Annotated in this window: 17 protein-coding genes; 5 read left to right on the forward strand and 12 right to left on the reverse strand. The window is 57.8% G+C overall.

Translation table 11 applies throughout. The features are described 5' to 3' along the window. From fliF to IEN85_RS04220, 5 genes are all read right to left on the reverse strand, one after another. The gene (fliF, locus tag IEN85_RS04200; RefSeq protein ID WP_191615809.1) at nucleotides 1–1,581 is read right to left on the reverse strand and encodes a flagellar basal-body MS-ring/collar protein FliF; all 1,581 of its coding nucleotides are present in this window, start codon (nucleotides 1,579–1,581) and stop codon (nucleotides 1–3) included. A 32-nt stretch (nucleotides 1,582–1,613) separates the two neighbouring features. Then, entirely contained in the window at nucleotides 1,614–1,961 is a 348-nt protein-coding gene (gene fliE, locus IEN85_RS04205) for a flagellar hook-basal body complex protein FliE (RefSeq protein WP_191615810.1), read from the reverse strand. Between the two features lie 54 nt (nucleotides 1,962–2,015). Next, on the reverse strand, nucleotides 2,016–2,447 hold the full coding sequence (flgC, locus tag IEN85_RS04210; RefSeq protein WP_191615811.1) for a flagellar basal body rod protein FlgC: 432 nt from the start codon (nucleotides 2,445–2,447) through the stop codon (nucleotides 2,016–2,018). 30 nt (nucleotides 2,448–2,477) lie between these two features. After that, nucleotides 2,478–2,858 (reverse strand): flagellar basal body rod protein FlgB, encoded by a 381-nt coding sequence (gene flgB, locus IEN85_RS04215; protein WP_191615812.1) that lies wholly within the window; start codon nucleotides 2,856–2,858, stop codon nucleotides 2,478–2,480. A 125-nt stretch (nucleotides 2,859–2,983) separates the two neighbouring features. After that, entirely contained in the window at nucleotides 2,984–4,195 is a 1,212-nt protein-coding gene (locus tag IEN85_RS04220) for a sulfatase-like hydrolase/transferase (protein ID WP_191615813.1), read from the reverse strand. 122 nt (nucleotides 4,196–4,317) lie between these two features. Between IEN85_RS04220 and IEN85_RS04225 the strand changes: the two genes are divergently transcribed. After that, nucleotides 4,318–5,082: a hypothetical protein gene (locus IEN85_RS04225; protein WP_191615814.1), complete on the forward strand. Its 765-nt coding sequence runs from the start codon at nucleotides 4,318–4,320 to the stop codon at nucleotides 5,080–5,082. Continuing rightward, nucleotides 5,079–5,687 (forward strand): class I SAM-dependent methyltransferase, encoded by a 609-nt coding sequence (locus IEN85_RS04230; RefSeq protein ID WP_191615815.1) that lies wholly within the window; start codon nucleotides 5,079–5,081, stop codon nucleotides 5,685–5,687. The genes IEN85_RS04225 and IEN85_RS04230 overlap by 4 nt, the downstream gene beginning before the upstream one ends. A 36-nt stretch (nucleotides 5,688–5,723) precedes the next feature. Here IEN85_RS04230 and IEN85_RS04235 read toward each other — a convergent pair whose 3' ends face one another. Continuing rightward, nucleotides 5,724–7,205, reverse strand: a complete 1,482-nt coding sequence (locus tag IEN85_RS04235; RefSeq protein ID WP_191615816.1) for a coiled-coil domain-containing protein — start codon at nucleotides 7,203–7,205, stop codon at nucleotides 5,724–5,726. 21 nt (nucleotides 7,206–7,226) lie between these two features. Then, on the reverse strand, nucleotides 7,227–8,921 hold the full coding sequence (locus tag IEN85_RS04240) for a hypothetical protein (RefSeq protein ID WP_191615817.1): 1,695 nt from the start codon (nucleotides 8,919–8,921) through the stop codon (nucleotides 7,227–7,229). A 73-nt stretch (nucleotides 8,922–8,994) separates the two neighbouring features. Here IEN85_RS04240 and def point away from each other — a divergent pair, with 73 nt between their 5' ends. Further along, on the forward strand, nucleotides 8,995–9,570 hold the full coding sequence (gene def / locus IEN85_RS04245) for a peptide deformylase (protein ID WP_191615818.1): 576 nt from the start codon (nucleotides 8,995–8,997) through the stop codon (nucleotides 9,568–9,570). A gap of 115 nt (nucleotides 9,571–9,685) precedes the next feature. On the opposite strand, the gene IEN85_RS04250 is transcribed toward def, so the two are convergent. The 4 genes from IEN85_RS04250 to IEN85_RS04265 all read right to left on the reverse strand — a co-directional run bounded on the left by IEN85_RS04250 (nucleotide 9,686) and on the right by IEN85_RS04265 (nucleotide 16,568). Beyond that, nucleotides 9,686–11,125, reverse strand: coding sequence for a PhoH family protein (locus IEN85_RS04250; RefSeq protein WP_309026538.1), 1,440 nt, complete (start codon nucleotides 11,123–11,125; stop codon nucleotides 9,686–9,688). Between the two features lie 269 nt (nucleotides 11,126–11,394). Then, on the reverse strand, nucleotides 11,395–11,859 hold the full coding sequence (locus IEN85_RS04255; RefSeq protein WP_191615820.1) for a cadherin repeat domain-containing protein: 465 nt from the start codon (nucleotides 11,857–11,859) through the stop codon (nucleotides 11,395–11,397). A gap of 209 nt (nucleotides 11,860–12,068) precedes the next feature. Further along, a complete protein-coding gene (locus IEN85_RS04260; RefSeq protein ID WP_191615821.1) occupies nucleotides 12,069–12,554 on the reverse strand; it encodes a hypothetical protein in 486 nt (161 codons plus the stop codon). A 78-nt stretch (nucleotides 12,555–12,632) separates the two neighbouring features. Beyond that, complete coding sequence (locus IEN85_RS04265; RefSeq protein ID WP_191615822.1) at nucleotides 12,633–16,568, reverse strand: hypothetical protein; 3,936 nt, start codon at nucleotides 16,566–16,568, stop codon at nucleotides 12,633–12,635. 131 nt (nucleotides 16,569–16,699) lie between these two features. Here IEN85_RS04265 and IEN85_RS04270 point away from each other — a divergent pair, with 131 nt between their 5' ends. Continuing rightward, nucleotides 16,700–16,900 carry a SlyX family protein gene (locus tag IEN85_RS04270; RefSeq protein ID WP_191615823.1) on the forward strand — a complete coding sequence of 67 codons (201 nt, stop codon included), beginning with the start codon at nucleotides 16,700–16,702 and terminating at the stop codon, nucleotides 16,898–16,900. Between the two features lie 29 nt (nucleotides 16,901–16,929). Next, a complete protein-coding gene (locus tag IEN85_RS04275) occupies nucleotides 16,930–19,521 on the forward strand; it encodes a glycosyltransferase (protein ID WP_191615824.1) in 2,592 nt (863 codons plus the stop codon). A gap of 10 nt (nucleotides 19,522–19,531) precedes the next feature. Here the strand turns inward: IEN85_RS04275 and IEN85_RS04280 are convergent, their stop codons facing one another. Continuing rightward, a complete protein-coding gene (locus tag IEN85_RS04280; protein WP_191615825.1) occupies nucleotides 19,532–20,230 on the reverse strand; it encodes a glycosyltransferase family 2 protein in 699 nt (232 codons plus the stop codon). Nucleotides 20,231–20,365: the final 135 nt, after the last annotated feature.

Genomic DNA, 20,365 nt, shown 5'->3' on the forward strand with positions numbered 1-20,365 from the left:
CTACTTCTTATTGACTTCCTCTCCAATCCATTCGCGCAGCGAGACGCCTATGTTGGCGGGCTTTTGGCGAATGAGTTCGTTAAGCATTTCGGGAGTGACCTGGCTGGTGTCTTCCATCTTGCGGGTCTCTAGCATCTGCTCTGGCTGGAGCACCTCGATGGAGATCTTCTCAGGCTTGTAGCGCTTGAGCATCTGCATGAAGAAGATGATCACGCCGAGGCCGAGCACCGCGCCGACCGCGTTTTTTCCGATCTCGATGTAGCGCTGGAAGTTCGCCTCCTCCTTGAGCAGGTCGCCATGGTCTTCAAAAGGATCCGCCGCAAAGGCCATTTCCTTAACGGTCACGAAGTCGGCCGCTTGCTGGCCCGGGGCGAGTTGGATGCCGAGGGCAGTCAAAACGATGTCCTCCAGCTCCTGCAGCTCTTCGGTCGTGCGGTTGGCGAGTTCCATGTTCCCGCCTACGTTCTTCATTTGCTTGGCCACTACCAGCGATGCGGTGAGGCGCTTGATCGCCCCTGGATTCTGCACGCTGCTAACCACCCGCTCGTTGATCTCGAAATTTTCCGTGCGGGTCTTGTTCTTGTCCTCACGCTCCTTGATGGTGGAGAAAGAACCGCCCGCTGCCGACCCCGCGCCAGGAGTATTGGCCGAGATTCCAGCGGCCGTGGAAGAGGCATCGCCAGTGGTCTCGCGCTCGATCTGCGAGTCGTCGTCGGTAATAGTGGAGCGCGCCACTTGGCTTTCTGGATCGTAGATCTTTTCGGTGGTCTGAACCGACGAGGTGTCGATATCCACTGCTACGCGAACTTCTGATTGATTGGGGCCGAGAACGCGGTCGAGCATGGACTGTACCTTGTTGGTGAAGTAGCTTTCCATCGACTTGCGGTACTTCATGACGTCGCTGGTCATTCCGCCGCCCAGTCCGTCGCTGCGTAGTTCCTCGCTCAATACAGTTCCCATGCTGTCAACGACTACCACGTCGTTGACGTTGAGACGCTGGATGGCGTTGGCCACCAAGTGGCGGATGGAATTGACGGTGCTGGAAGTCAGTCCGCCGCCGTCGACAAAGACCGATGCGGTGGGGCGGTCTTGGCCTTCGCTGCGAGAGAGCAGACGATTTTCGGGCATGACCACCATGACGCGAGCGGACTCGATCCCGTCAAACTGCGAGATGGTGCGGGAGAGTTCGCCCTGAACCGCACGCAAGAAATTCGTGCGTTGCACGAAATCGCTGATGCCGAAGCTGCCTTCGTCGAAGAGCTCGAAGCCTGGGCCGCTGCCACCCGCTGGGATGCCTTCCGTAGCGAGCTCCATGCGCAGGCGATGCACCTGAGAAGCTTCCACGTAGATGGAGTTTCCGCCAGAACCGGTCTCGAACTTGATTCCCTTCTGCTCCAGCTTGGCCACGATCTTACCCGCTTCTTCTGGAGAAAGCTTTCCGTAGAGCAGCTGCAGATCCGGCTGAGCCGCCCAGATCATCATGCCAATCATGGCGAGGAGAACGAGGCCGGAAGCGAGGATGAGCGAGATGCGTTGGTTTGCTCCCAACGACTGCCAGATTTCTTTAAATTGATTAGCCATAGTAGTTATTTCCTATCGTATCAGTGGCTTAACTACACTGGCATCTTCATCAGTTCCTGATAGGACTGAACGAGCTTGTTGCGAATTTCGACCATCATGTTGAAGGCGACTCCTGCCTCCTGGCTGGCGATCATCGCCTGGTGAACGTTGTCTGCCTCCCCGAGCAAAACCTTGTTGGACTCGGCAGCGGCGACCTTGTGCTTGGCGTCGACTTCATGGATGAACTTGCCGATCACTCCGTCGAAGGCCTTGGCTTCGGAAGCTCTATTGAGCGAGTCGGTCGGGTTCTGGAACTCGACGCTTTGAAGCTTCTTTTGGTGCTCGAGCTGGTTGGTCTTGAAGAGCTGCTGCGCTGCGAGATTGGATACAGAGTCTATCATGGGGAAGTGGCGCTAACGGTGTAGGAAAGTGGTATTCAAGAGTTGGGCCGGCGATTAGTGCTTACCGATCTTCAAGGCTTGCTGAGCCATTTGCTTGGAGGTGCGGACGACTTGCAGGTTCGCTTCGTAAGAGCGGGAGGCGGAAATGAGGTCCACCATCTCATGGGTGAGGTTGACGTTGGGCAGTCGAACCATGCCCTTCTCGTCAGCATCGGGATGCCCTGGGTTGAAGACCAGCGGCCCCGCTGTCTCGTCCGTCACGATGTTGCGAACGTTCACGCCTTGGGCGGTTTGCATCTGGCCGTTCTGGTCGCGGCCAAGCTCGAGGAGCTTCGCCTCGAACTGGACGGTCTGGCGCTGGTAAGGCTTGCCGTCCGGACCCCGCGTGGTGTGGGCGTTGGCGATGTTCTGCCCGATGATGTCCATGCGGAGCTTCTCTGCCTGCAGTGCAGAGGAGGTGGAGTCGATGCCTGGCATTAAGTTCATAGCGGGTGTCTATCTAATAGAGGTGATCCTTTAAACGCGGCCGGAAATGGCAGTCTTCAGGCGGTTGAGCGAAGTAGAGGTGTAGTTCGCCAAAAATTCGTACTGGATCGCGTTCTTCTGCATCGCGAGCATCTCCTGGTCGATCTGGACGTTGTTCCCGTCCGCTCGTTGGTTGGGAGATTCGAGATCGCGTACGGTCCGGAATTCGAGGTTGCGGATCTCGTTGACGTCGTTGGTGGCAGCAGCGCGCTTCAGCTGGGCGTCGAAGCTCGTCTCGATGTCCATGCGCTTGTAGCCAGGGGTCTCCACATTCGCCAAGTTCGAGGCGATCGCGTTCTGCTTGGCGTGGGACACGTCCAACAGCTTTTTGGCCAAGACGTAATTTTCGCGCTGCATGAGATCATCTATCATGCCTCGCACTAAGCAAAGCCTATGCCCGCAAGCTCAACAATGCCTTTTAACTACTACCCATCAATGACTTAAAAATCTAAAAAAGTTCTAAAGCTGAACAAAAAATCGTCGACGGAAGAATTTGCCTAGGCCTCAAATTCCGCCTTTGAGTAATGCTCGATAGCAAAGCTCGGACCGGATTCCGGGAAGACTTCCGTGCGGCCAGCGACCCGATTAGCGGTCCAAACATAGGGGCACTGCTTGGCAAAAGGCGGCACGCTCGGCATCGACAATTCTTGCTGGGCTGGACCCGATTCACCGCCTCGAAGGCATCCGGAAAGGTCCATTCCGTCCACGCCCAATTCACCCTTTCCAACCGCAAGGCCCAGAAGGGTCGGCCCTAGATCGGTCAAACTGACCAGCAGGTCGTCATTCACGCCCCGCAGGCCAACTCCAGCCAGAAGCAATGGCACCCGCACCGCTTCCTCGTGCGGCCAGCCTTTGCGGAATTTTCCGTCGACCCCATGCATGTCGCCATGGACCGAGGAAAACGCGAACAAGCCACCTGTGGGATTCCAAGCCTCCCATAAGCGCCCTATCGCGCGATCCGTGGCCTCGACGTGGGCGTAGTAGCCGGCAAGCTCGCGACGGGCGATGGATCTTTCCTCCCCATTCCGAGTCGTCCCTTTGAGGAGTCGAATGCTCTCCGGATCTTTGGCCTGAATTCTCGAAGCCTCCGCAGCGTAGGGCGGATGCGGCGCATCCAAACTCAAAACAGCGAAAAGCGGCCGCGAGGAAGTTCGCCGTTCGCGAAACCGCAAAAATCGCTCCACCAGAACATCGCTTTGATAGCCTTGAAATCGAGTCGGCTGCGGCAGCTCGCTGCCATGCAACAAGGGATCGTTGAGCAAGAATCCCGATTCGAATCCCTCCCAGTGCCCGAATCCGCCGCGACGCCGCTCCGGCACCACCACCCGCGCGTGCTCCTCCCCGACCACCGGCGCCTTGGGATCCCGCTCGAAAAGCTGCCATTTCCCAAAGAATGCCGTGTCGTAACCGGAATCCGCGAAAGCGTGAGCCAGCGTTCGCGAGTCCGCGGGCAAGGTATCGTAGTAGTCCCGCAACCCGTTGCCAGGACTTCGCGTGCCCGTAAGAAAAGCCGCACGGGCGAAGACCCCAAAGGGATGCGGCGTCACTGCCTGTCTCAACCAGAGCGATCCATCGGCAATCCGGTCCAAACAAGGCGTGCGGGCGTTCGGGTCCCCCGCGAAACCGAAAGCCGATGCCCGCCACTGGGTGGTCAATACGACCAGCACATCGGGGAGCTTCGATAAGGCATCCGTTTTCACAAAGGGCATGGACACCTTCCTGATCCGCCCTTCTCCATTTGCCAAACGCAAAAGCGAAAAAGCCAATTTCGCGCGGCAAGCCGGAACGACCTCGCCTGCCCCCGGCAAATCCCTTTCATCAACCGGCATCCATGCTGGCACGACTCAAATGGCTCACTTTCCTTTCGCTCGACGCACCCCTCGTCGCCACGACTTGGCAAGCCCTCTTCGCTAAGGAACATGCCGTAAACCTGCGTTGGTACCACTCCCTCATCGTATTCCTGTCAGTTTGGCTTGGATACGCTGCCGATCGCTGGTGCGACAACCTCAAGGGCGGACGCCCCGCTAGCGAGCAACACCAGTTCTACGCCAAACACAGGACTTCGGTGCTTGCCATCTGGCTTCTCGCGCTCGCGGTCGCGGTCACCCTCGCCTTCAACTACCTGAGCAAATCAGAATTGGCTCACGGCTTCGCCTTGATGGGGCTCGCCCTCGCCTACACTTTGTTCGCCCAAAAAGGGAGACGCATCAGATACTACGCTTTCCTAAAATCCGTCTTCACCGCCCTGCTCGTTCTCGCCAGCTCCCTGCTCTTCCTCCCAATCGAGTCCAGTCCCTACCTTTCGGCAATCTGCGTTTGGATGCTTTTCGCCAGCAACTGCTTGTTTATCCGATCCTGGACTCACGAGGGGGAAGAAAAGTCCGCCTTGCAGGCCACTGGACTGGCAGCGGCAGTGATCCTCGTTTCGGTATCCGCCCTTTGGGCACGCGATTCGCAGACGGCCATCGCGACCTTGATTGCCCAGTGCGCCATCCTTGCCCTGCATATCGCACGCGGGCGAATCGGATCAATGACACTACGTACCGCAGCGGACATCTGCCTGCTGAGCCCTTGGATCATCCTGCTTTTCCCATGAGAGGATTCGATCGACTCGCCAAGGCCTACCAGCCTCTGGAGCGTCTCAGCTTCGCCAACCGCCTGCAAACGCTGCGCTGCTTTTGCATTCCCTACCTGACGGGTTGCAGAAATGGACTGCTCATCGGCAACGGAGACGGACGTTTTTCAGCGAAACTCCTGCAGGCCAACTCGAGCATCCGAGTCGACAGCATCGACATCAGCCGCCGCATGCTGGAGGTCGCCCAAGCAAATGCGTCAGGCCACTCGGACCGGCTCAATCCTGTCCATGGTGACGCCCTGAAATACACGTATCCGGAAACAGCCTACGACTTCATTGGCCTCCACTTTTGCCTAGACTGCTTTTCCCAAAAGCAAATCGACAGTTTGCTTCCAAAACTAACTGCCTGCCTGCGTCCCGGAGGTGTCATCGCCTACAGCGACTTCCAAGCAAGCAGCTTTTGGCAACGCGCCGTGGTGCGAAGCCTGTACCTATGCTTTCGCGCGGCCACCGGATTGGAAGTCCAGAGGCTCCCCAACGCGGAATGGCCCGGCGCCTTGCGACAAGTCGCTGAGGCGGAGGTGCTGGCAGGACTCGCGTTCAGCCGCGTGCTGCGCAAGTCGTAGAGCAGTCGCTAGCGGAAAGCCCTACCACGAGCGAATTTACTGCAAGGCGTTGGGAAAGCCGTTCAAGGTGCCGTTTAGCAAACGCAGCGTCTTCTGCAGTTCGCCTGTATCGAGCCTGCCGCTGAGATCCAAGGTGGAGACGGGGACGAAGTTGTTGACCAAGGCACAGTAGCGACGGTTTACCATCACCCCCAGCAGCTCACCGGTTTTCGACAAAACCAAGTCCCCAGTCGATGGAGAGAATTCGCCGAAGATCTTGCTGAAGATCTTGTTCTGCATCTTCACGAAACCAGGCGTGTCCGCATCCAGCTTAAACTCCACCTCGCCATAGTAGTCGCCTTGCCGGTTCACGAGTACCGCCTCAGCAAACTTGAACGGCTCGATCGCCGTCAAGTAGGGTTTGCCTCCAAGGTTCTTCGCTTGCTCTGCAGTGAGCGGCACCACCGCGATGCGGGGATCGAGCATGAGAAACTGCATGCGGTCCACAGCCAATTTTTCGCCCTTCCGAGAGAGCGAAAGCTCCATCTGGCGAACCGTGTCGGGAACCGTGCGGAGACCGAAAGGAAGACTGTCGAGATGGGCGATCGCAAAGACGTTTTTCCCATCGCTCACGAGAACGGTCATAGTCGTCTCCTTCGTATTCACGAAGCGGTTACGCATGAGTTCTATCGCAGCGAAGTCCGCTCTAATTTGGTTATTCTTAAAGTCGGCGAAGAGCTGGTTGGCGTTGATCTCGAAGCTGGAACGCAATTCCTGGCGCAGGTCTTGCGAGCTGGCCGCAAGCTCACTCACACCCTGGGCCAGCACCGTGGACTGTTCTTGCAGACGCAAGCGCTCTTCCCTTTCGGCGACCACTTCGCCCTTCAAGGTACTCACCGAATTTTGCAAAAAGGAGTTTTCCTGCTCCTTCATCCGCACCTGCACATCAAGCTCCTGCACCTTTTGCTGGGTGGCGGCGAGGGCTCGATCCTTCTCCGCCAAGGCAGCTTCCTTGGCTGCGATATCGGAAAGCTTTTTCTCGAGCTCTTCCTGAAGCAAGCGCGACTGGGCCTGGTTTTCCAAGGCTTGCTTCTGCGTCTCCGCCAGCTGCTGGCTAACGCTGCTGTACTCGTTGCGGACAGCCGTGACTTGGCTTTCCAGCTCCTGCGTTTCGCGTTGCAGCCTCTCTCGAGCGGCAGCGAGCTCCCGTTCCCGCTTCTCCGCCTCGGTCAGCGTGCTCTCCAGATTTTGGATACGTTGCTGGCGCTGGGCGAGCTCTTCCTCCCGTTTGGCCAGTTCAGCAGCTTTCGCCTCCAGGTCTTCGTTCAGCTCGTTTCGCTCGGCCTGCTCTTCCTCGAGGGAATACTTAAGCGTGTCGAGGAGGTCCTGCTCCATCATCGCCATTGCCGAAACGTTTACGTCCTGCGACTCCGAGCTCGGAGCATCAGAGGGAGGCGGAGCCTCTTCTTCCGTCTTCCACATCGAAAGAATAGTGAGCAACAAGAAGTCGCAGAGTATGAGTAGTAAGGTCTTGTTCATCGCGTTCGCGGTTGGGCGCGTTTACGACTTTTCCGACAGGCTGACGATCTGCCGCTCGCCAGCCATGATGAGCTTGGTCTTGTACGGGCGCACGAGGCGGATCTTCACGATCGCCACGCAAAGGATGCCGAAGAGGTTGGACGAGTACGCCGCCAGCAGGTTGTGGTCGACGAGGTTGATAACCTGCATGACCAACGCAATACACGTCCCGGCAATGCCCACGTAGAGACCGCTGTCGAAAAGGTTTTCCTCGTTCTCCATGAGCTTGAGCTTCACGAGCGGGTCGAGCTCGCGCTTTTCGATCTCTCGCACCTTAAGCATACAGATGAGAAAGACCAATGCCTGAAGCAGGAAGAAGAAGGCGATGGTGAGTAGGGTTGCTGGTTGCATAGATGTTGTGGACGTTGTTTCGACAATTTGAATTTCGCCATCGACCTGAGTCAGGACCGGCATGACAAAGCTGAAGTCGTAGCCGTCGAAGGCTCCAGAAGCGGAAAGGTAAGGTTCGCTCAAGACCGCGAAAATCAGCACGGAAGCGGTCGCTCCGAAAAAGCGCTGGGTAAAAGCCAAGACCGGAGAAATCGTTTCCCGGTAAAAGCGGCCAAACATGCTCACCCCCCAGAGGGCCAGGAACGAGCCGACAAAGAACGAGCTGTACTTGATCGCCAAAGAAAGGCGAGGGTTCTTGAGGCTGAAGGGCGACATGGCCACCTGCAGCTTGGAAACCAAGGAGCCGGAATCCTCCAAAGCCTCGTCCTCGATGGGAAGCTGCTCCCGCAAAGCGAGCAAGTATCCATCAATGCCGGTGGCCAAGGCCGACTCCAGGCGTTCGAAGCCGAGATCTCCAAATGCTTCCAGATAGGAAAACAAGTCGCTCGCGTCCCGAGCGTTCAGCCCCATGGCAAAAACGAGGGGTTGTTGCTCGCTTTTACGGTGAAGCAGGAAACGCATTCGCTTCAAGTGGTCCGCCGATTCTAGCTTGGCGAAGACTTCCTTGAGCTGCCCCCAATCGAAAACCCGCATCAAGGAGAGCGTGTCGAGATAGAAGTCCTCCAGCGTACCGATACTGCCGGTTGCCTTCGCATCCAAGATAAGCCCCCGCAGCTCGCCGCGCAGCGTGTCGCTGAAATGGTCGCCTTGGGCGAGAAGCCCGAGTCCGAGCAAGGTCACCTCCAGAGGCCGCCCGGAGGTGCTGGAAACAGGAAAGAGGCGGCGGTAGGTCGTGAACTCGCCGGTCGCCAGCAAGTCCTGCACAAGCGGATTGCGAGAGTTTTCCAGCAAACCTGAAACCGCAGCGCGGCAAGGCTTGCCAAGCAAGATCCCCAACGCTCCGGGCTCCGAGGAATAGGCGTCCAAGGGAACGTCCTTCAAGGCCGCGTCCAAAAAAGGATCCCAGGCGCCCCAACGGGCAAGCTGAGGATTCGCCTCCAGTTCCCTGCTCACCTGGGACAGCAGCAAGGAAGCCTTGGCTTCCTCTAGCTCCCGCGCAGCCTCCGCCATCAAGCGTGCCGCCCCGAAATTTCCGTCGAGCAAAAGCGCTCTTCCTTTGTCCGAAACGCTGGCTCCCGATTGCCCCGCCTCGCGTACAACCTGGAAGGGCACCGACTTGAAGCGCGAGGGCACCACCCAGCCAAAACCAATGATCAACGCCCCCAGCAGCAGCAAAAAGCTGCCAACAAGGGCATGAGAACGAAAGGGTTTTGCGGAATTTGGCATCGGTTACAGGGCGCGAAGAAAGAAATTGATCTAGATTTGGGCTAAGTGTTGGTTAGGTCAAAAACGAAGACCTATGCTACTACAAATAGTTCAATACGGAGAAAAAGTGCTGCACCAAGCCGGCGAACCAATCACGGAGTTCGACGAAGAACTGCGCACCCTCTTCCAGGATATGGTGGACACGATGTACGAAGCAGAGGGAATCGGTCTCGCCGCTCAACAAGTCGGACTGGCCAAGCAATTCTGCGTCGTCGACCTCACCGGTTGCGATCCGGATTTCGAATACACGCTGGACGGGGCAAAGCCGCCCCTCGACCTCTTCATGCCGATGGGCATGTGCAACCCGAAGGTAGAAGTCCTGAAATCCGAGCCTCTTGTCTACGAGGAAGGCTGCCTATCCTTTCCCAACATCCGCGGAGACGTGGAACGCATCGAGAGCATTCGCTGCGAATACCAGGACATCGACGGCAATCCTCACGTCATCGAAGCGGACGGCTTGCTCGGACGCTGCATCCAGCACGAGGTCGACCACCTCAACGGCATCCTCTTCACCGACCGCATGAAGAAAAAGGTCCTCAAGAAGATCCAACTGCCCGTTAACGCCCTCAAAGCAAAAACGCTCCAGCGACTCAAACGTCGCGGAGCGTAGAAAATTGAAACAGGTGGCGCGGCTTCTCCGAAGCCGCACGAAAGCCGCCGCCCCAGCCATAATCGGCATCTTCCGAAAATGGCTGCTTCGAGACAGCTCCGCGCGACGTATCAGCCTACAACAAGTCCGCCGCCAATTCCGCCAGCAAGGAGCGCTCGCCCTTCGTCAACTGCACGTGAGCTGCGATGGCCTGCCCTTTCATTCGGTTGGAACAGTAGACCAGCCCATTGCTTCGCGAATCGACGTAGGGATTGTCGATCTGAGCCGGATCGCCGATAAGCACGATCTTAGAACCTTCCGAAATGCGGGTGATCACCGTCTTTACCTCATGCGGGGTAAGCTGCTGGGCCTCGTCCAAAATGAAGAAGCGATTGGAAATGGAACGCCCGCGGATGAAACAAAGCGCCTCGATTTCGACCAGTCCGCTGTCCAAAAGCTTCTCGTAAGGCTTCTGAGGACCCTTGCCCGGAACCGATGGCTCCTTGTCCTTCATCTTGTTGCGCTGCCGCTTGTTCTCGAATTGCGGCTCCTTCGGCTCCTTGCTCGGAATGAGAACTTCCAAGGCATCGTAGTACGGCTGCAGCCAAGGGTTCATCTTCTCCTCCAGCGTGCCGGGAAGAAAACCGATCTCCTTGCCGACCCCGATCACTGGACGGGAAATGGAAACTCCGTCGTATTTACAATCTGAGGACGAAACCGTTTGCTGGATGGCGCAAACGGTCGAGAGCAAAGTCTTTCCTGTACCCGCTTTTCCATAACAGGTGATCAGCGAAATCGTATCGTCCAAGAGAGCGTCCATGAAAAAGCGCTGCTCCAAGTTTCGAGGGCGAATCGGCACCCCGCCCGGAGCCTTGACATACTCCGGCAGGATCAACTTGCGCAACACTCCGTCGCCGTAGTGACGAGCCGGAATGGTTTTACCTTCTTCCGAAACGAGAAGCAGGTATTCGTTAACGAAGAGTTGCCCTTCTTCATAGTCCTCCAGAGCAAATTCCCCCTCCGAAGCGAAGCGCTGTAGTTCATATTTCGATACTTCTACTTTCTTGTAAGATCGAAACTCCGGCTCTTCCGGCGCCTTGTCGTTGAGGTAATCCTGCGACTCCAGACCGACTGCCCTTGCCTTGAGCTGCACGTTGATGTCCTTGGAAACCAAGATCGTGGGCGGCGGCAAGTTCTCTTGCACGAAAAGGGCAGCGGCAATGATACGGTTGTCTTTCTTGTCGAAGTCCAGCAATGACTTGAATTGCTTGAAACGCTCTGGGACCTGCTTGCCTGAGTCGTGTATGTATTTATTAATTACAACCGACAAAGTCCCGCCCGTATCTAAGGTGACGCCTTCAGCCATCGACCGGGAATCCGGCAGCAGCTCCCTCAGCATCCGATGGACTCGGCGGGCATTCCTGCCCCGCTCAGAGCTTTGCTCCATCTTGATAGAATCCAATTCTTCCAATACTTCTATCGGAATAACGAGATTATTGTCGTCGAATTTGAAGATGCAGTGTGGATCATGAATCAGAACGTTTGTATCCAAAACATACGTCTTTACTCGATTCACGGCTGACTTGCGTGACTTCAATTTGGAAGAACCGGCAGGTGATCCCATGTAACGACAAACCTAATACACATCATCGAATTGTCCACTAAGAAATTCGTTACATTCGTTTTTCAATTGGGCGGACCGTGTCACGCGGACGCACAAAACTCCTTGCTGGCAAAGGGCCGACAAGGAGCTCGTCCATGACTGTTTCCAGTCGTTAAAGCAATTCGCATGCCGACGACCGGCAAGCGATAGACTCTGCTCGATATTGCCGCTAGGCGATCCTCCTAGTGGAGACCGTTCGCAACGTAGGAAGCGTAGTCGACGCCTCCACCGGCGAAGGCATGGCCTTGGATGTCGATGAGCACCACTTGCTCGCGCGGTTCACCTGCCTCCGTGCTGACCACCACAAACTCGTGGAAGCCGGCGCGCAAAGGCACTCCCTCCAAGCTCGCCTCCTTCGCGTTGAAAACCAATCCCCGCGGCAAGGAACTGACCTCGCCGTCCGCGTTTTTTCCCACCACGCACTTCTCCACTGCCTGTCCGCTCGCCGCGGGGAGTTCGTAGCGGAAGCGCTCGCCCACTCGGGCAAACACCATGACACAACTGCTGTCCCCGGAATCGCTTTCGCTCAAGGCAACCGCGGAGCTCGACTCCCCCTGCCCGGTTGCCTGAGCGAAGTTTACAAGAGAGCCGGCGGCCAAGAGGACCGCGACAGAAAGGGAGGAGCGATTTTTGGAGAACAATTTCATCTACGTGACGGGTCAGAGGTTTTCTTTGCGGTGCGATCTTCCGTGCGGCGAAGCTCGACCTGCGAACGAGTTGCCCTTTTCATCGGCCTTTCCCCAGCAGCTTCAGCAGCGCCGAAACGAAACAGCGCCATTCCTCGATTTTCTGGAAATACGTGGTCTTCAGACCCTAGACGGATCCTGAGCCCTCGCCCTTTCGCCCTTATTTTCCACTACCCAGCAGGCCCGATTCCACACCCTTCCTGGCCCTCGAAGCCGTAGTCTTCCAGCATCGCTTCGATGATCTCGGGCAGGGACTGACGATTTTCGGAACTTCCGCCAAACTCCGCGCTGCACTGCACGTAACCCACGACGGAACTCGCGCTCGACACCCTTCCGTTGGCCGCTAAGTGGGATTGCACGCATTCGAAAGCCGCCAACCAAGAGGCTAGGTCGAAAGAGGATTCGTCGACTAGAGCTCGAAGCCGCTGCAAAAATCCGTCGAGGCCGCCGTCCTCTCTCGAAGTGCCCCGCGCGCAAGCGTCCAAGGTACGGGCGTTCTTGAAAGCGGAGAGCAATTGCAGCAAGGTCCCCTCGGAAGCGCCCGCTGCGAGAGCCTCGGCCACCGCGCGTTCCCAGACGATTTTCTGCGACTGGACAGCGCCACACTTTTCCGCAACCGCGGCCCGCAAGGTGGGAGAGATCTCGATCTGACTCATGGAATCCCAACATCTGGGAAGGCCCTCCGCAAAGGCGAGCATCAAAAACCTTGCGGCTGTCCGCTGCAGCGACTTGCCCTAGAGGTTTCTGGTGAGGCGGAACGAAAGGTCGCGCGAGTCCCCTTCCAAGCGGAAACCGTCCGCCCGCAACCTCATGCGCGAAACGTTGTGGGAATCGAAGAACGGGGTTGCCGCTGTCTCAGAGGTCGGCGCGTCGATAGCGACCGTTTTTAGGCTGAGATAACCTTGCTCGCGCCCGCTCATGCTCTTTTCGAATTCGAGCGAGCCTACGAAGTGCTTGGAGAGCACTTGCTTTTCCCCCGTCAATTTGACGACCCCTTTTACGAAACTTCCATCTTCGCGCACCTCGGTGATCACGAGCTGAACGTCGCGCGAAGACGCCGCGTCCTCGCCCACGATGGCCAGCCCGTTGAATAACGCGCCTTCGGCCAGGGCCATTTTTACGCGGTCTCGCTGCCGCTCGTTCTCTCGCTTGAGGGCAAGCACGCTTTCCTCTTCTCGAGACTTGAGGCGGTCGATTCGAGCTACGTAGTTCTGGGCCGCCGCAGCGTAGTCCTCATAGACCTTGGCAAACTCGAGGGAGTGGATGTCGTAGGCGTTTTCGCCAAACGCGTGCTTGGGCTCACCTTCAGGCCACTCGAGGTCGCCCTTGTAGCCACTGACTTTGATGCGGGACAATTCCCAGTCCGCCTCCTTGCTTGCGCGGCTCAGTCCGTAGGTCACCCGCAGAGGCAGCACCTCTTCCTTCTTCGCTGAAATCTCGTACAAGCGATCCCAAGGCCGTTCCGGAAAGTTGCCGATCTCCTCGGGATAGCGGTCGCGAGCGTAGCCCAAGGTTTCGAGCAATACGCTTTCGTCGTACCCCTTTTCCTGCTCCAGTCGCGATTCCAGTACCGGACGATAAAGGTTTTCTCGCAACCGAGCTCCCACGACCGCGTGCAAGCGAATCTCGTTTTCCGACAAGCGACGGACCTCGCTGTCTACCCATTGCATCCGGTATAGTCCCTTCTCGTCGAACTTGCTCAGGGCGTGCGTGCCGATCTCTTGAATTTCCTGCAGGAGAGCCGAACCATCGATATCGCGGCCTTCGTAGTACTCGACTATCTGCTGCTTCCAGATCGCCAAAACGCTCGCGAGGCCAACCAGCACCAAGCCCGCTGCAACTGCCATGGAATGAGTCAACCGCCAAAGCAAACTTGGCTTGGGCATCTCTAAGACTGTTGCAGCGACTTCCTTTTCGGCAGGCTCGCCTTCGGTCGTTTCCTCTCCGCTGATCGCGTCCTCGCTGTCCAGGCCCTCGCCCTCCTCGTCGATGTCCAGTTCAGCAAAACCTTCGGTAAAGTCATCGAGGGAGATTTCGTTGGCGAACGGGTCTTCGATCACCTCGTCGTCAGCCGAGTCGTCTGCCTCTGGCTCCGCTTCCAACACCTCTTCGGGTACCGGAGCCTGCAGATCCTCATCAGGCGGTTCCTCGTCTAGAATTTCAACCGGAGCGGGCGGCGGTGGCGGCAGATCTCCTCCTCGGTCGGCAACATTTCCCGGAGCGGGAACGTCTTCCTCGTCGTCATCGTCGATAACTGCGACCGCTTCCCCGTCCGCAGTCATAAGAGACTCCGGATCGGGCAAAGCCACGACCTCTTCATCTTCGTCGTCCGCTCCATCGGACAATTCCGATTTGGCCGCCTCCTCAGCCATCGCGTCCGCGATGACTTGGTCGGGTGAAGGAAGGGCGACGACTTCTTCGTCGTCCTCTTCTTCAATTGCGTCCAGCAGGTCGCTGGCATCTTCGGCTGGCTTCTTGGAATCGCCATTGAGCAGGTTACCAGCTCGCATCAGAAGCTCCTCGGCAGACGGCGCCGCCTTGACGGGCTTTTCGTCATCCGCCGACTGCTCTTCCGCTGCATGAGCCTCTTCCTCGTCGTCGCCAACTTCTACAAGGCCCGGAACTTCCGGAACTGGAAGCTCCACGATCTCCTCGTCGTCATCGTCGAGAACATCCAAGCTCGGCGCCGCTTCCTCGGATTCAACCAAATCCTCTGAGCCCGGGTCGGCTTCGCCAGCCGACTCGATCAAACTGCTTATATCTTCTTCCTCGAGATCCTCGTCTACTTCGACGAGTCCTGGCGCTTCGGCAGCGGCAGCCACTTCCTCTGTATCTTCCGGAGCGGCGTCGCTGGTGTCATCTCCCATCAGATCCTCTGGCGATGGAAGCTCCACGAGCTCATCTTCCTCTTCCGGCAGCGATTCACTCTCGGCAGCCGCTTCAACCGAGCCCTCCTGATCTTCATCTTCTTCGACAACCGAAGCGATGAGGTCGGAAATATCTTCTTCCTCTAAGTCTTCATCCAAGGTCTCAACCTCTGGGGCGACAGCTTTCTCAACGAGGCCCTCTTCCGTTTGGGCCGGTTCGTCTTCGAGGGCCTGAGAGGCCTCGTCTACGGCTTCCTCTTCCAACTGCCTGTCTTCCGAAACCTCTTCCTCGTCGATAGCATCCAAAAGCGCCGAGAGGTCTTCCTCCTCTTCGATCTCTTCTGGCAAAGCGGCCGTTTCCGCCAAGGGTTCCGCATCCTCTTCTGGCGCAGTTTCCTCCTCCGACTCCGGCTCCTCTAAAGCGCTGGCCAATTCGGGTTCTTCCGCTTCGACCTCAGAGGCTTCCGCACTGGCCTCTGGCAATTCCGTCGGCTCCAAGCTTTCTCGAGATTCTGCCAACGAATCGTCGGCCGTTTCCGTCTCAAGCGATTCTGCAACGGGCTCTTCCAACTCCGATTCGGACGGCTCCGGTTCCGACTCGAGTTCCTCCGCTGCAGGATCAGCTCCTAGGTCGTTCGCGTCAAAAAGCACGTGCTCGTGTCCCTCCACGCCGGAGGGTCCCTCTTCTAGCCCCAAATCTTCAAGAACTTCGGCCTCCTCAGGCAAGGAATCCGCAGTCGCCTCGACTGGAGGCGTTTCCGTCTCGAGCGCTTCGCCACGAGGCTCCTCCGAAGGCGACTCCGGATTCACAATCGGGGCGGCATCGGGAGCAGCAGCAACAGGAGGAGTTGGCGGGCTCTTGGCTACCTCTTTGGGAGCTTCTGCAGTCACAGGCGAAGCGGGAGCGGGAGCATTGGGAGAAACGCTCTGGGACTCCTTCGCAGGGGAAGGGTCAGCCGGGATTTCAAAATCTGGGGGAACGCGAGTGGGGCGCTCAGGCGCTTTTTCGGTTGGGGCAGTCGCGACGCTCGCAGCCGGCTCAGCCGCTGTCGGCTTCACTTCTTGCGGGGCGGGCGACTCGTCGATTTCAGCAACCTGCGGAGCCGGTTCCTCGGAGCGGGACGGCTCCGGATCGTCGGGAATTTCGTAATCGACTGAAGGACTTGGAAAAGCTGGGGACTCGTCGAAAGCTTCTTCCTCTTCCGCGTTTGGATCGACCGAATTGCGGAGCGAGTCATCCGGGTCATCCATTTTGAAGAGGCCATCGGATCCGGAGGAGACCTGACTCTGTCCTTCCTCATCGAGGTCTACGAAACCACCCGCCTCATAGTCCTCCACTTCCTCCATTAGGTCATCGATCACGTCATCGAGCCCCATGCCTCCCAGTTCGGAGTCGATTTCTGCAAATACGTCAGCCCCTAAGTCATCATCGCCAAGGACGCGACTCGGCTTCGGCTCCGGCTTCTTCTCAATCTTCTCAACTGGTCGCACCTTTGCAGCGGCAGCGGATTCTGCGGTCTGAGACGTGGAAGCGCTGCCAGTTTCCTGCGAGGGAATCGGCCCATCCGCACTCGGCAAGTCATCGATTTCAAAGACGTCCAACTCGCGATCCGACTCGTCGAAATCTGCTCTAGGATCAGAGTTAACCGTTTGGTCTTCAGAAACTTGATTCTTCTCAACAGAAGAAGGAGCTGCTTCCCCCTTGGACGCACCAGTCCCTTCCTTGGAAGCAGCGCTTTCTTCGCGCTCCACTTCCAAGTCCGATATGTCGAACTCGAAGTCTGGAGAATCCGATTGAGTCATTTAATTTTTTCCCGGAAAAAGCGGTCAGAAAAGAAGTGGGGACCGCATAATCCCTTATCGGCGGCAAACCGACCTTGTTTAAGGCCAATCTCTCGTGCCTCGACTGGAAACATCCCTTCTTCCCCCTCCACATGAGCGACTTACAGATCCAGGATCTTCAGATAAAACAAACCTTCCTCGAACGGCACGTCGAAGAGCAAGACCGCGTCATCTACGCGATGCAGTCCGAGCTGGCAAAGCTGCGCAAAGAGATCGAGACCCTTAAGGAGCAAGCCTCCGCAAACTCCGACGACAGCGACATGCCCGCCAACGAAAAGCCCCCGCACTACTAGACCCGCAGCCAAATCGCACGCCCTTCACGATGGAAGTCTCCTTCGTCGTTTCCGCACCTTCCGCCAAATCGGACTTGGCTGACTTTCTGTCCTCACTCACTTCTTCCCTTCCTCCGCTGAAGCACGAGATTATACTCTCGGCTCCCGCTGCGGAGGCCAAACAGCTGCTCGAGCTGAAAACCATTCCCTGTCTCCAGCTTGTCGACAGCGGAGCCGAAACAAGCACGGCCGCCCTGAGCAACCGCGGCGCCTTGCAAGCGAGAGGAGCGACGCTCGTCTTCGTAGATTCGCAAACGCGATTCTCGAAGGGCTGGCTCCAACCCCTCCTCGGCGCTCTCGAAGCCGATCCCGAACTCGGCGTCCTTGGATCTCGAAGCCGCAGCCTGCCGGGGGAAACGGAACTGAACACTGGCTTCGCCCCTAGCCTTTCCAGCCAACTCCATCCTAGGCCAGCGAGAGCATCCTCTCGCAAACCCCTGCAACATTTCCCCCTCGTCGACTCACCATGCCTCGCGATTCCGCGGGCGATCTGGCAAGAGCTTGGCAGCTTCGACGAAGCCTACACGCAAGGCCACGAGGCCTTCGACCTCTGCCTCCGCCTGCTTGATGCAGGCAAGCGAAACGGGGTCGCAACCCGCAGCATCGTTCAATCGACCCGTCCGAAAGTCTCCGATTCGCGCTCCGTCGAGCAGGCGCTCGACCGACGCTACTTCCAACGTCGCTGGAAAGCAGCCCTGCAAAGCCTCGCAGCCAAGGAATGGCCGCGCCACTATTTGCTTGGCCTCTTCTCCCAGCGAAGCACCTTCGACTCGAAACTGGCCGTGGAAGCCCTTCTCCGCTGGTCTCGCATCCTTACCAATGAAGCGCCCTCTGCCAAGCGCGCAGCCCAGTCCATTTGCTTCGCCAACGAAATCCGTTGGGCAAAAACCATCGACAACCACATGCCCTCCACCCTCCGCAGAGAGCTTTGCAAGAAACACGGCAATTGGCTCACTGAACGAATCTCCTCGTCCGGCCTCTTCCAATCGCAAGGAAAACGCAGCGGAGTATGGATCAAGGAAGAGGCCAAGCTCTCACTGCCACGCGGACTCGCCGCCGCCCAGCTCACTCTAAGCGGCGAGATCCACCCCGCCGCCGACCGCGAAAGCCGAGGCGAACTGGGCTTGCGAATCCGTATCAACGGAAGCGAGGCTCAAACCTTTTTCCCGCTGACGGAAGGTCCTTTCTCGCTCCGGCTCGATGCTCCCGCCTTCGATCCCGCCCAGCCAAGCCTCATCGAGCTGCAGCTCATGGGAGCCGGCCGAGCCAACGCATACGCCTACCTCGGACGCAAGCTTGAGCACGTCGCCCTCGTACCTCCCGCCTGGCGGAAGCGCCTGCAAGCCTACCGGCCCCAAAAACTCAACCAGCGGCTCTGCATTCACGGACTCCATCTGGACGAAGAGCAACTGCTCGACTTCGCCTCCAATCCGAGTTCTCCGCAATGCTTCGATTTCATCCGCAACAATAGCGACTTGGGCATCAACCTCGTGGGCTGGCACACTGCAGAACTCGGGGTCGGCGAATCCGCCCGCGTCGCGGCCAAAGCCTTGCAAGCCAGCCAGATCGCCCACGCCTTGGTCCCACTCAAAGCAACCTGCCTCGCCCGCAAGGGCGACCAGTCTCTCGCTCCCCTCCTGCAGGACGACAACCCCTACCCCATCAACATTTTCCACATCGACGCGCCCCAGTCCAAGGACATCGATCCCAGCCACGGCAAAGCCTTCCGACAGGGAAAATACAACATCGCCTACTGGGCATGGGAGCTGCCGGAATTTCCCGACGCGTGGATCGAGAACTTCCAATACTTCGACGAGATCTGGACCCCCTCGAACTTCGTCCGCGATGCGATCTCCGCCAAGTCCCCACTCCCCGTAGTGACCATTCCCCACTGCATCGACTTTGAAATTCCCGAAGGCGACCAACGATCCCGCTTCGGCCTTCCCGTCGACAAGTACCTCTTCTGCTTCGCCTACGACCTCAACAGCTACCAAAGCCGAAAAAACCCGCAGGCCATCATCGACGCCTATCGCTCCGCCTTCCTTTCCAGCGACCGGAAAAACGACGTCGGGCTCGTCATCAAAACCCAATCCCGCGAACGCAACCCAGAGGAGTTCGCCAAGCTTCGCGACGCCATCGAAGGACTGCCCGATTGCCACCTCATCGACCAGACCCTTCCTCGAGAAGCCGTCTACGGCTTGATGCAAGCCTGCGACAGCTACGTTTCCTTACACCGTTCCGAGGGCTTCGGCCTGACCGTGGCCGAAAGCATGTTTCTAGGAAAGCCGGTGATTTCCACCAACTGGTCCGCCACCAGCGAGTTCCTAGACGCCCAAAACGGTTGCCCGGTCGACTACCAACTCGTCGAATTGCAGGAGACCTTCGGTCCCTACGCCAAAGGCCAACACTGGGCCGAGGCCTCCGTCGAACACGCCGCCAACTACATGCGGCGATTGGTCAACGACTCCGGCTACGCGCAATCCATCGGCCAAGCTGCTGCCCGCAGCATCCGCGCACGCTTCAGCCCGACACGCGTGGCCAAACTCTACGAAGCCCGCCTCAAAGCCATGTGCACCTGGTAGACGCTCTCTGCTAAATGTAGAGCAAGCCGTACTTCGTGATGACGTACAGCGCCCGAAAGCCATCGATAGGGCCAATCTTCTTGCCCTCGTCAAACTCGCGACGGTTGTAGGCGATGGGAATCTCTTCCACTCGCAGGCCATGGTCGGCAGCCTTCGCGGTGATCTCCGGCTCGATCCCGAAACGGTTCTCCTCCATCTCGATGCTCTTCATGAAAGAGAGCGGAAGCAGCTTGTAGCAGGTCTCCATGTCCGTCAGGCGGAAGCCCGTGAACAAATTCGAAAATTCAGTCAGCCCACGGTTCACCGCCCGGTGCCAGAGCGGACAAATTTCCTTCGTCTTCGGATGCAGGAATCGAGAGCCATAAACCGCATCCGCCTTGCCCGACTGAACGATTTCCAGCATCGCGCCCAACTCGCCCGGATCGTACTCGAGGTCCGCATCCTGGAAGACCACGAACTCGCCCGTAGCCACCCCGATGCCAGAGCGCAGCGCGGCACCCTTTCCCTGATTGACCTCGTGCAGCACAATCTTGTCGATCAATCCAGAAAGCTCCTCCTGCAACACCGTCCGAGTCCCGTCGCTCGAGCAATCGTCCACCACGATCAACTCAGCGCCCGCCGGCCCCCTTTCACGAACGGAACGCACAACGTCGGAAACCGTTGAGAATTCGTTGTATACGGGAATGATAATCGAGAGCGCAGCAGACATTGGGCAAAAGCGAAAGCCGACTATGGAGGGGATACTTTACCGATTGTCCAACTGTTTCAGCCCCGGCGCGCGCGATTGACACCCAGCAAACAAACGGGCTTCTGCCAACCGTTCCAGCAACGCAACGCCCTTCGC

Origin of the sequence: Pelagicoccus enzymogenes (assembly GCF_014803405.1) — a bacterium.
Classification (GTDB): Bacteria; Verrucomicrobiota; Verrucomicrobiia; order Opitutales; family Opitutaceae; genus Pelagicoccus; species Pelagicoccus enzymogenes.

Coding starts and splice junctions, on each gene's coding strand:
- IEN85_RS04280 (WP_191615825.1), bottom strand. CDS start 20,230: ATGTCTGCTGCGCTCTCGATTATCATTCCCGTATACAACGAATTCTCA.
- IEN85_RS04240 (WP_191615817.1), bottom strand. CDS start 8,921: ATGCCAAATTCCGCAAAACCCTTTCGTTCTCATGCCCTTGTTGGCAGC.
- IEN85_RS04270 (WP_191615823.1), top strand. CDS start 16,700: ATGAGCGACTTACAGATCCAGGATCTTCAGATAAAACAAACCTTCCTC.
- def (WP_191615818.1), top strand. CDS start 8,995: ATGCTACTACAAATAGTTCAATACGGAGAAAAAGTGCTGCACCAAGCC.
- IEN85_RS04255 (WP_191615820.1), bottom strand. CDS start 11,859: ATGAAATTGTTCTCCAAAAATCGCTCCTCCCTTTCTGTCGCGGTCCTC.
- IEN85_RS04260 (WP_191615821.1), bottom strand. CDS start 12,554: ATGAGTCAGATCGAGATCTCTCCCACCTTGCGGGCCGCGGTTGCGGAA.
- IEN85_RS04225 (WP_191615814.1), top strand. CDS start 4,318: ATGCTGGCACGACTCAAATGGCTCACTTTCCTTTCGCTCGACGCACCC.
- IEN85_RS04235 (WP_191615816.1), bottom strand. CDS start 7,205: ATGAACAAGACCTTACTACTCATACTCTGCGACTTCTTGTTGCTCACT.
- flgB (WP_191615812.1), bottom strand. CDS start 2,858: ATGATAGATGATCTCATGCAGCGCGAAAATTACGTCTTGGCCAAAAAG.
- IEN85_RS04230 (WP_191615815.1), top strand. CDS start 5,079: ATGAGAGGATTCGATCGACTCGCCAAGGCCTACCAGCCTCTGGAGCGT.
- IEN85_RS04220 (WP_191615813.1), bottom strand. CDS start 4,195: ATGCCCTTTGTGAAAACGGATGCCTTATCGAAGCTCCCCGATGTGCTG.
- IEN85_RS04275 (WP_191615824.1), top strand. CDS start 16,930: ATGGAAGTCTCCTTCGTCGTTTCCGCACCTTCCGCCAAATCGGACTTG.
- IEN85_RS04265 (WP_191615822.1), bottom strand. CDS start 16,568: ATGACTCAATCGGATTCTCCAGACTTCGAGTTCGACATATCGGACTTG.
- flgC (WP_191615811.1), bottom strand. CDS start 2,447: ATGAACTTAATGCCAGGCATCGACTCCACCTCCTCTGCACTGCAGGCA.
- fliF (WP_191615809.1), bottom strand. CDS start 1,581: ATGGCTAATCAATTTAAAGAAATCTGGCAGTCGTTGGGAGCAAACCAA.
- fliE (WP_191615810.1), bottom strand. CDS start 1,961: ATGATAGACTCTGTATCCAATCTCGCAGCGCAGCAGCTCTTCAAGACC.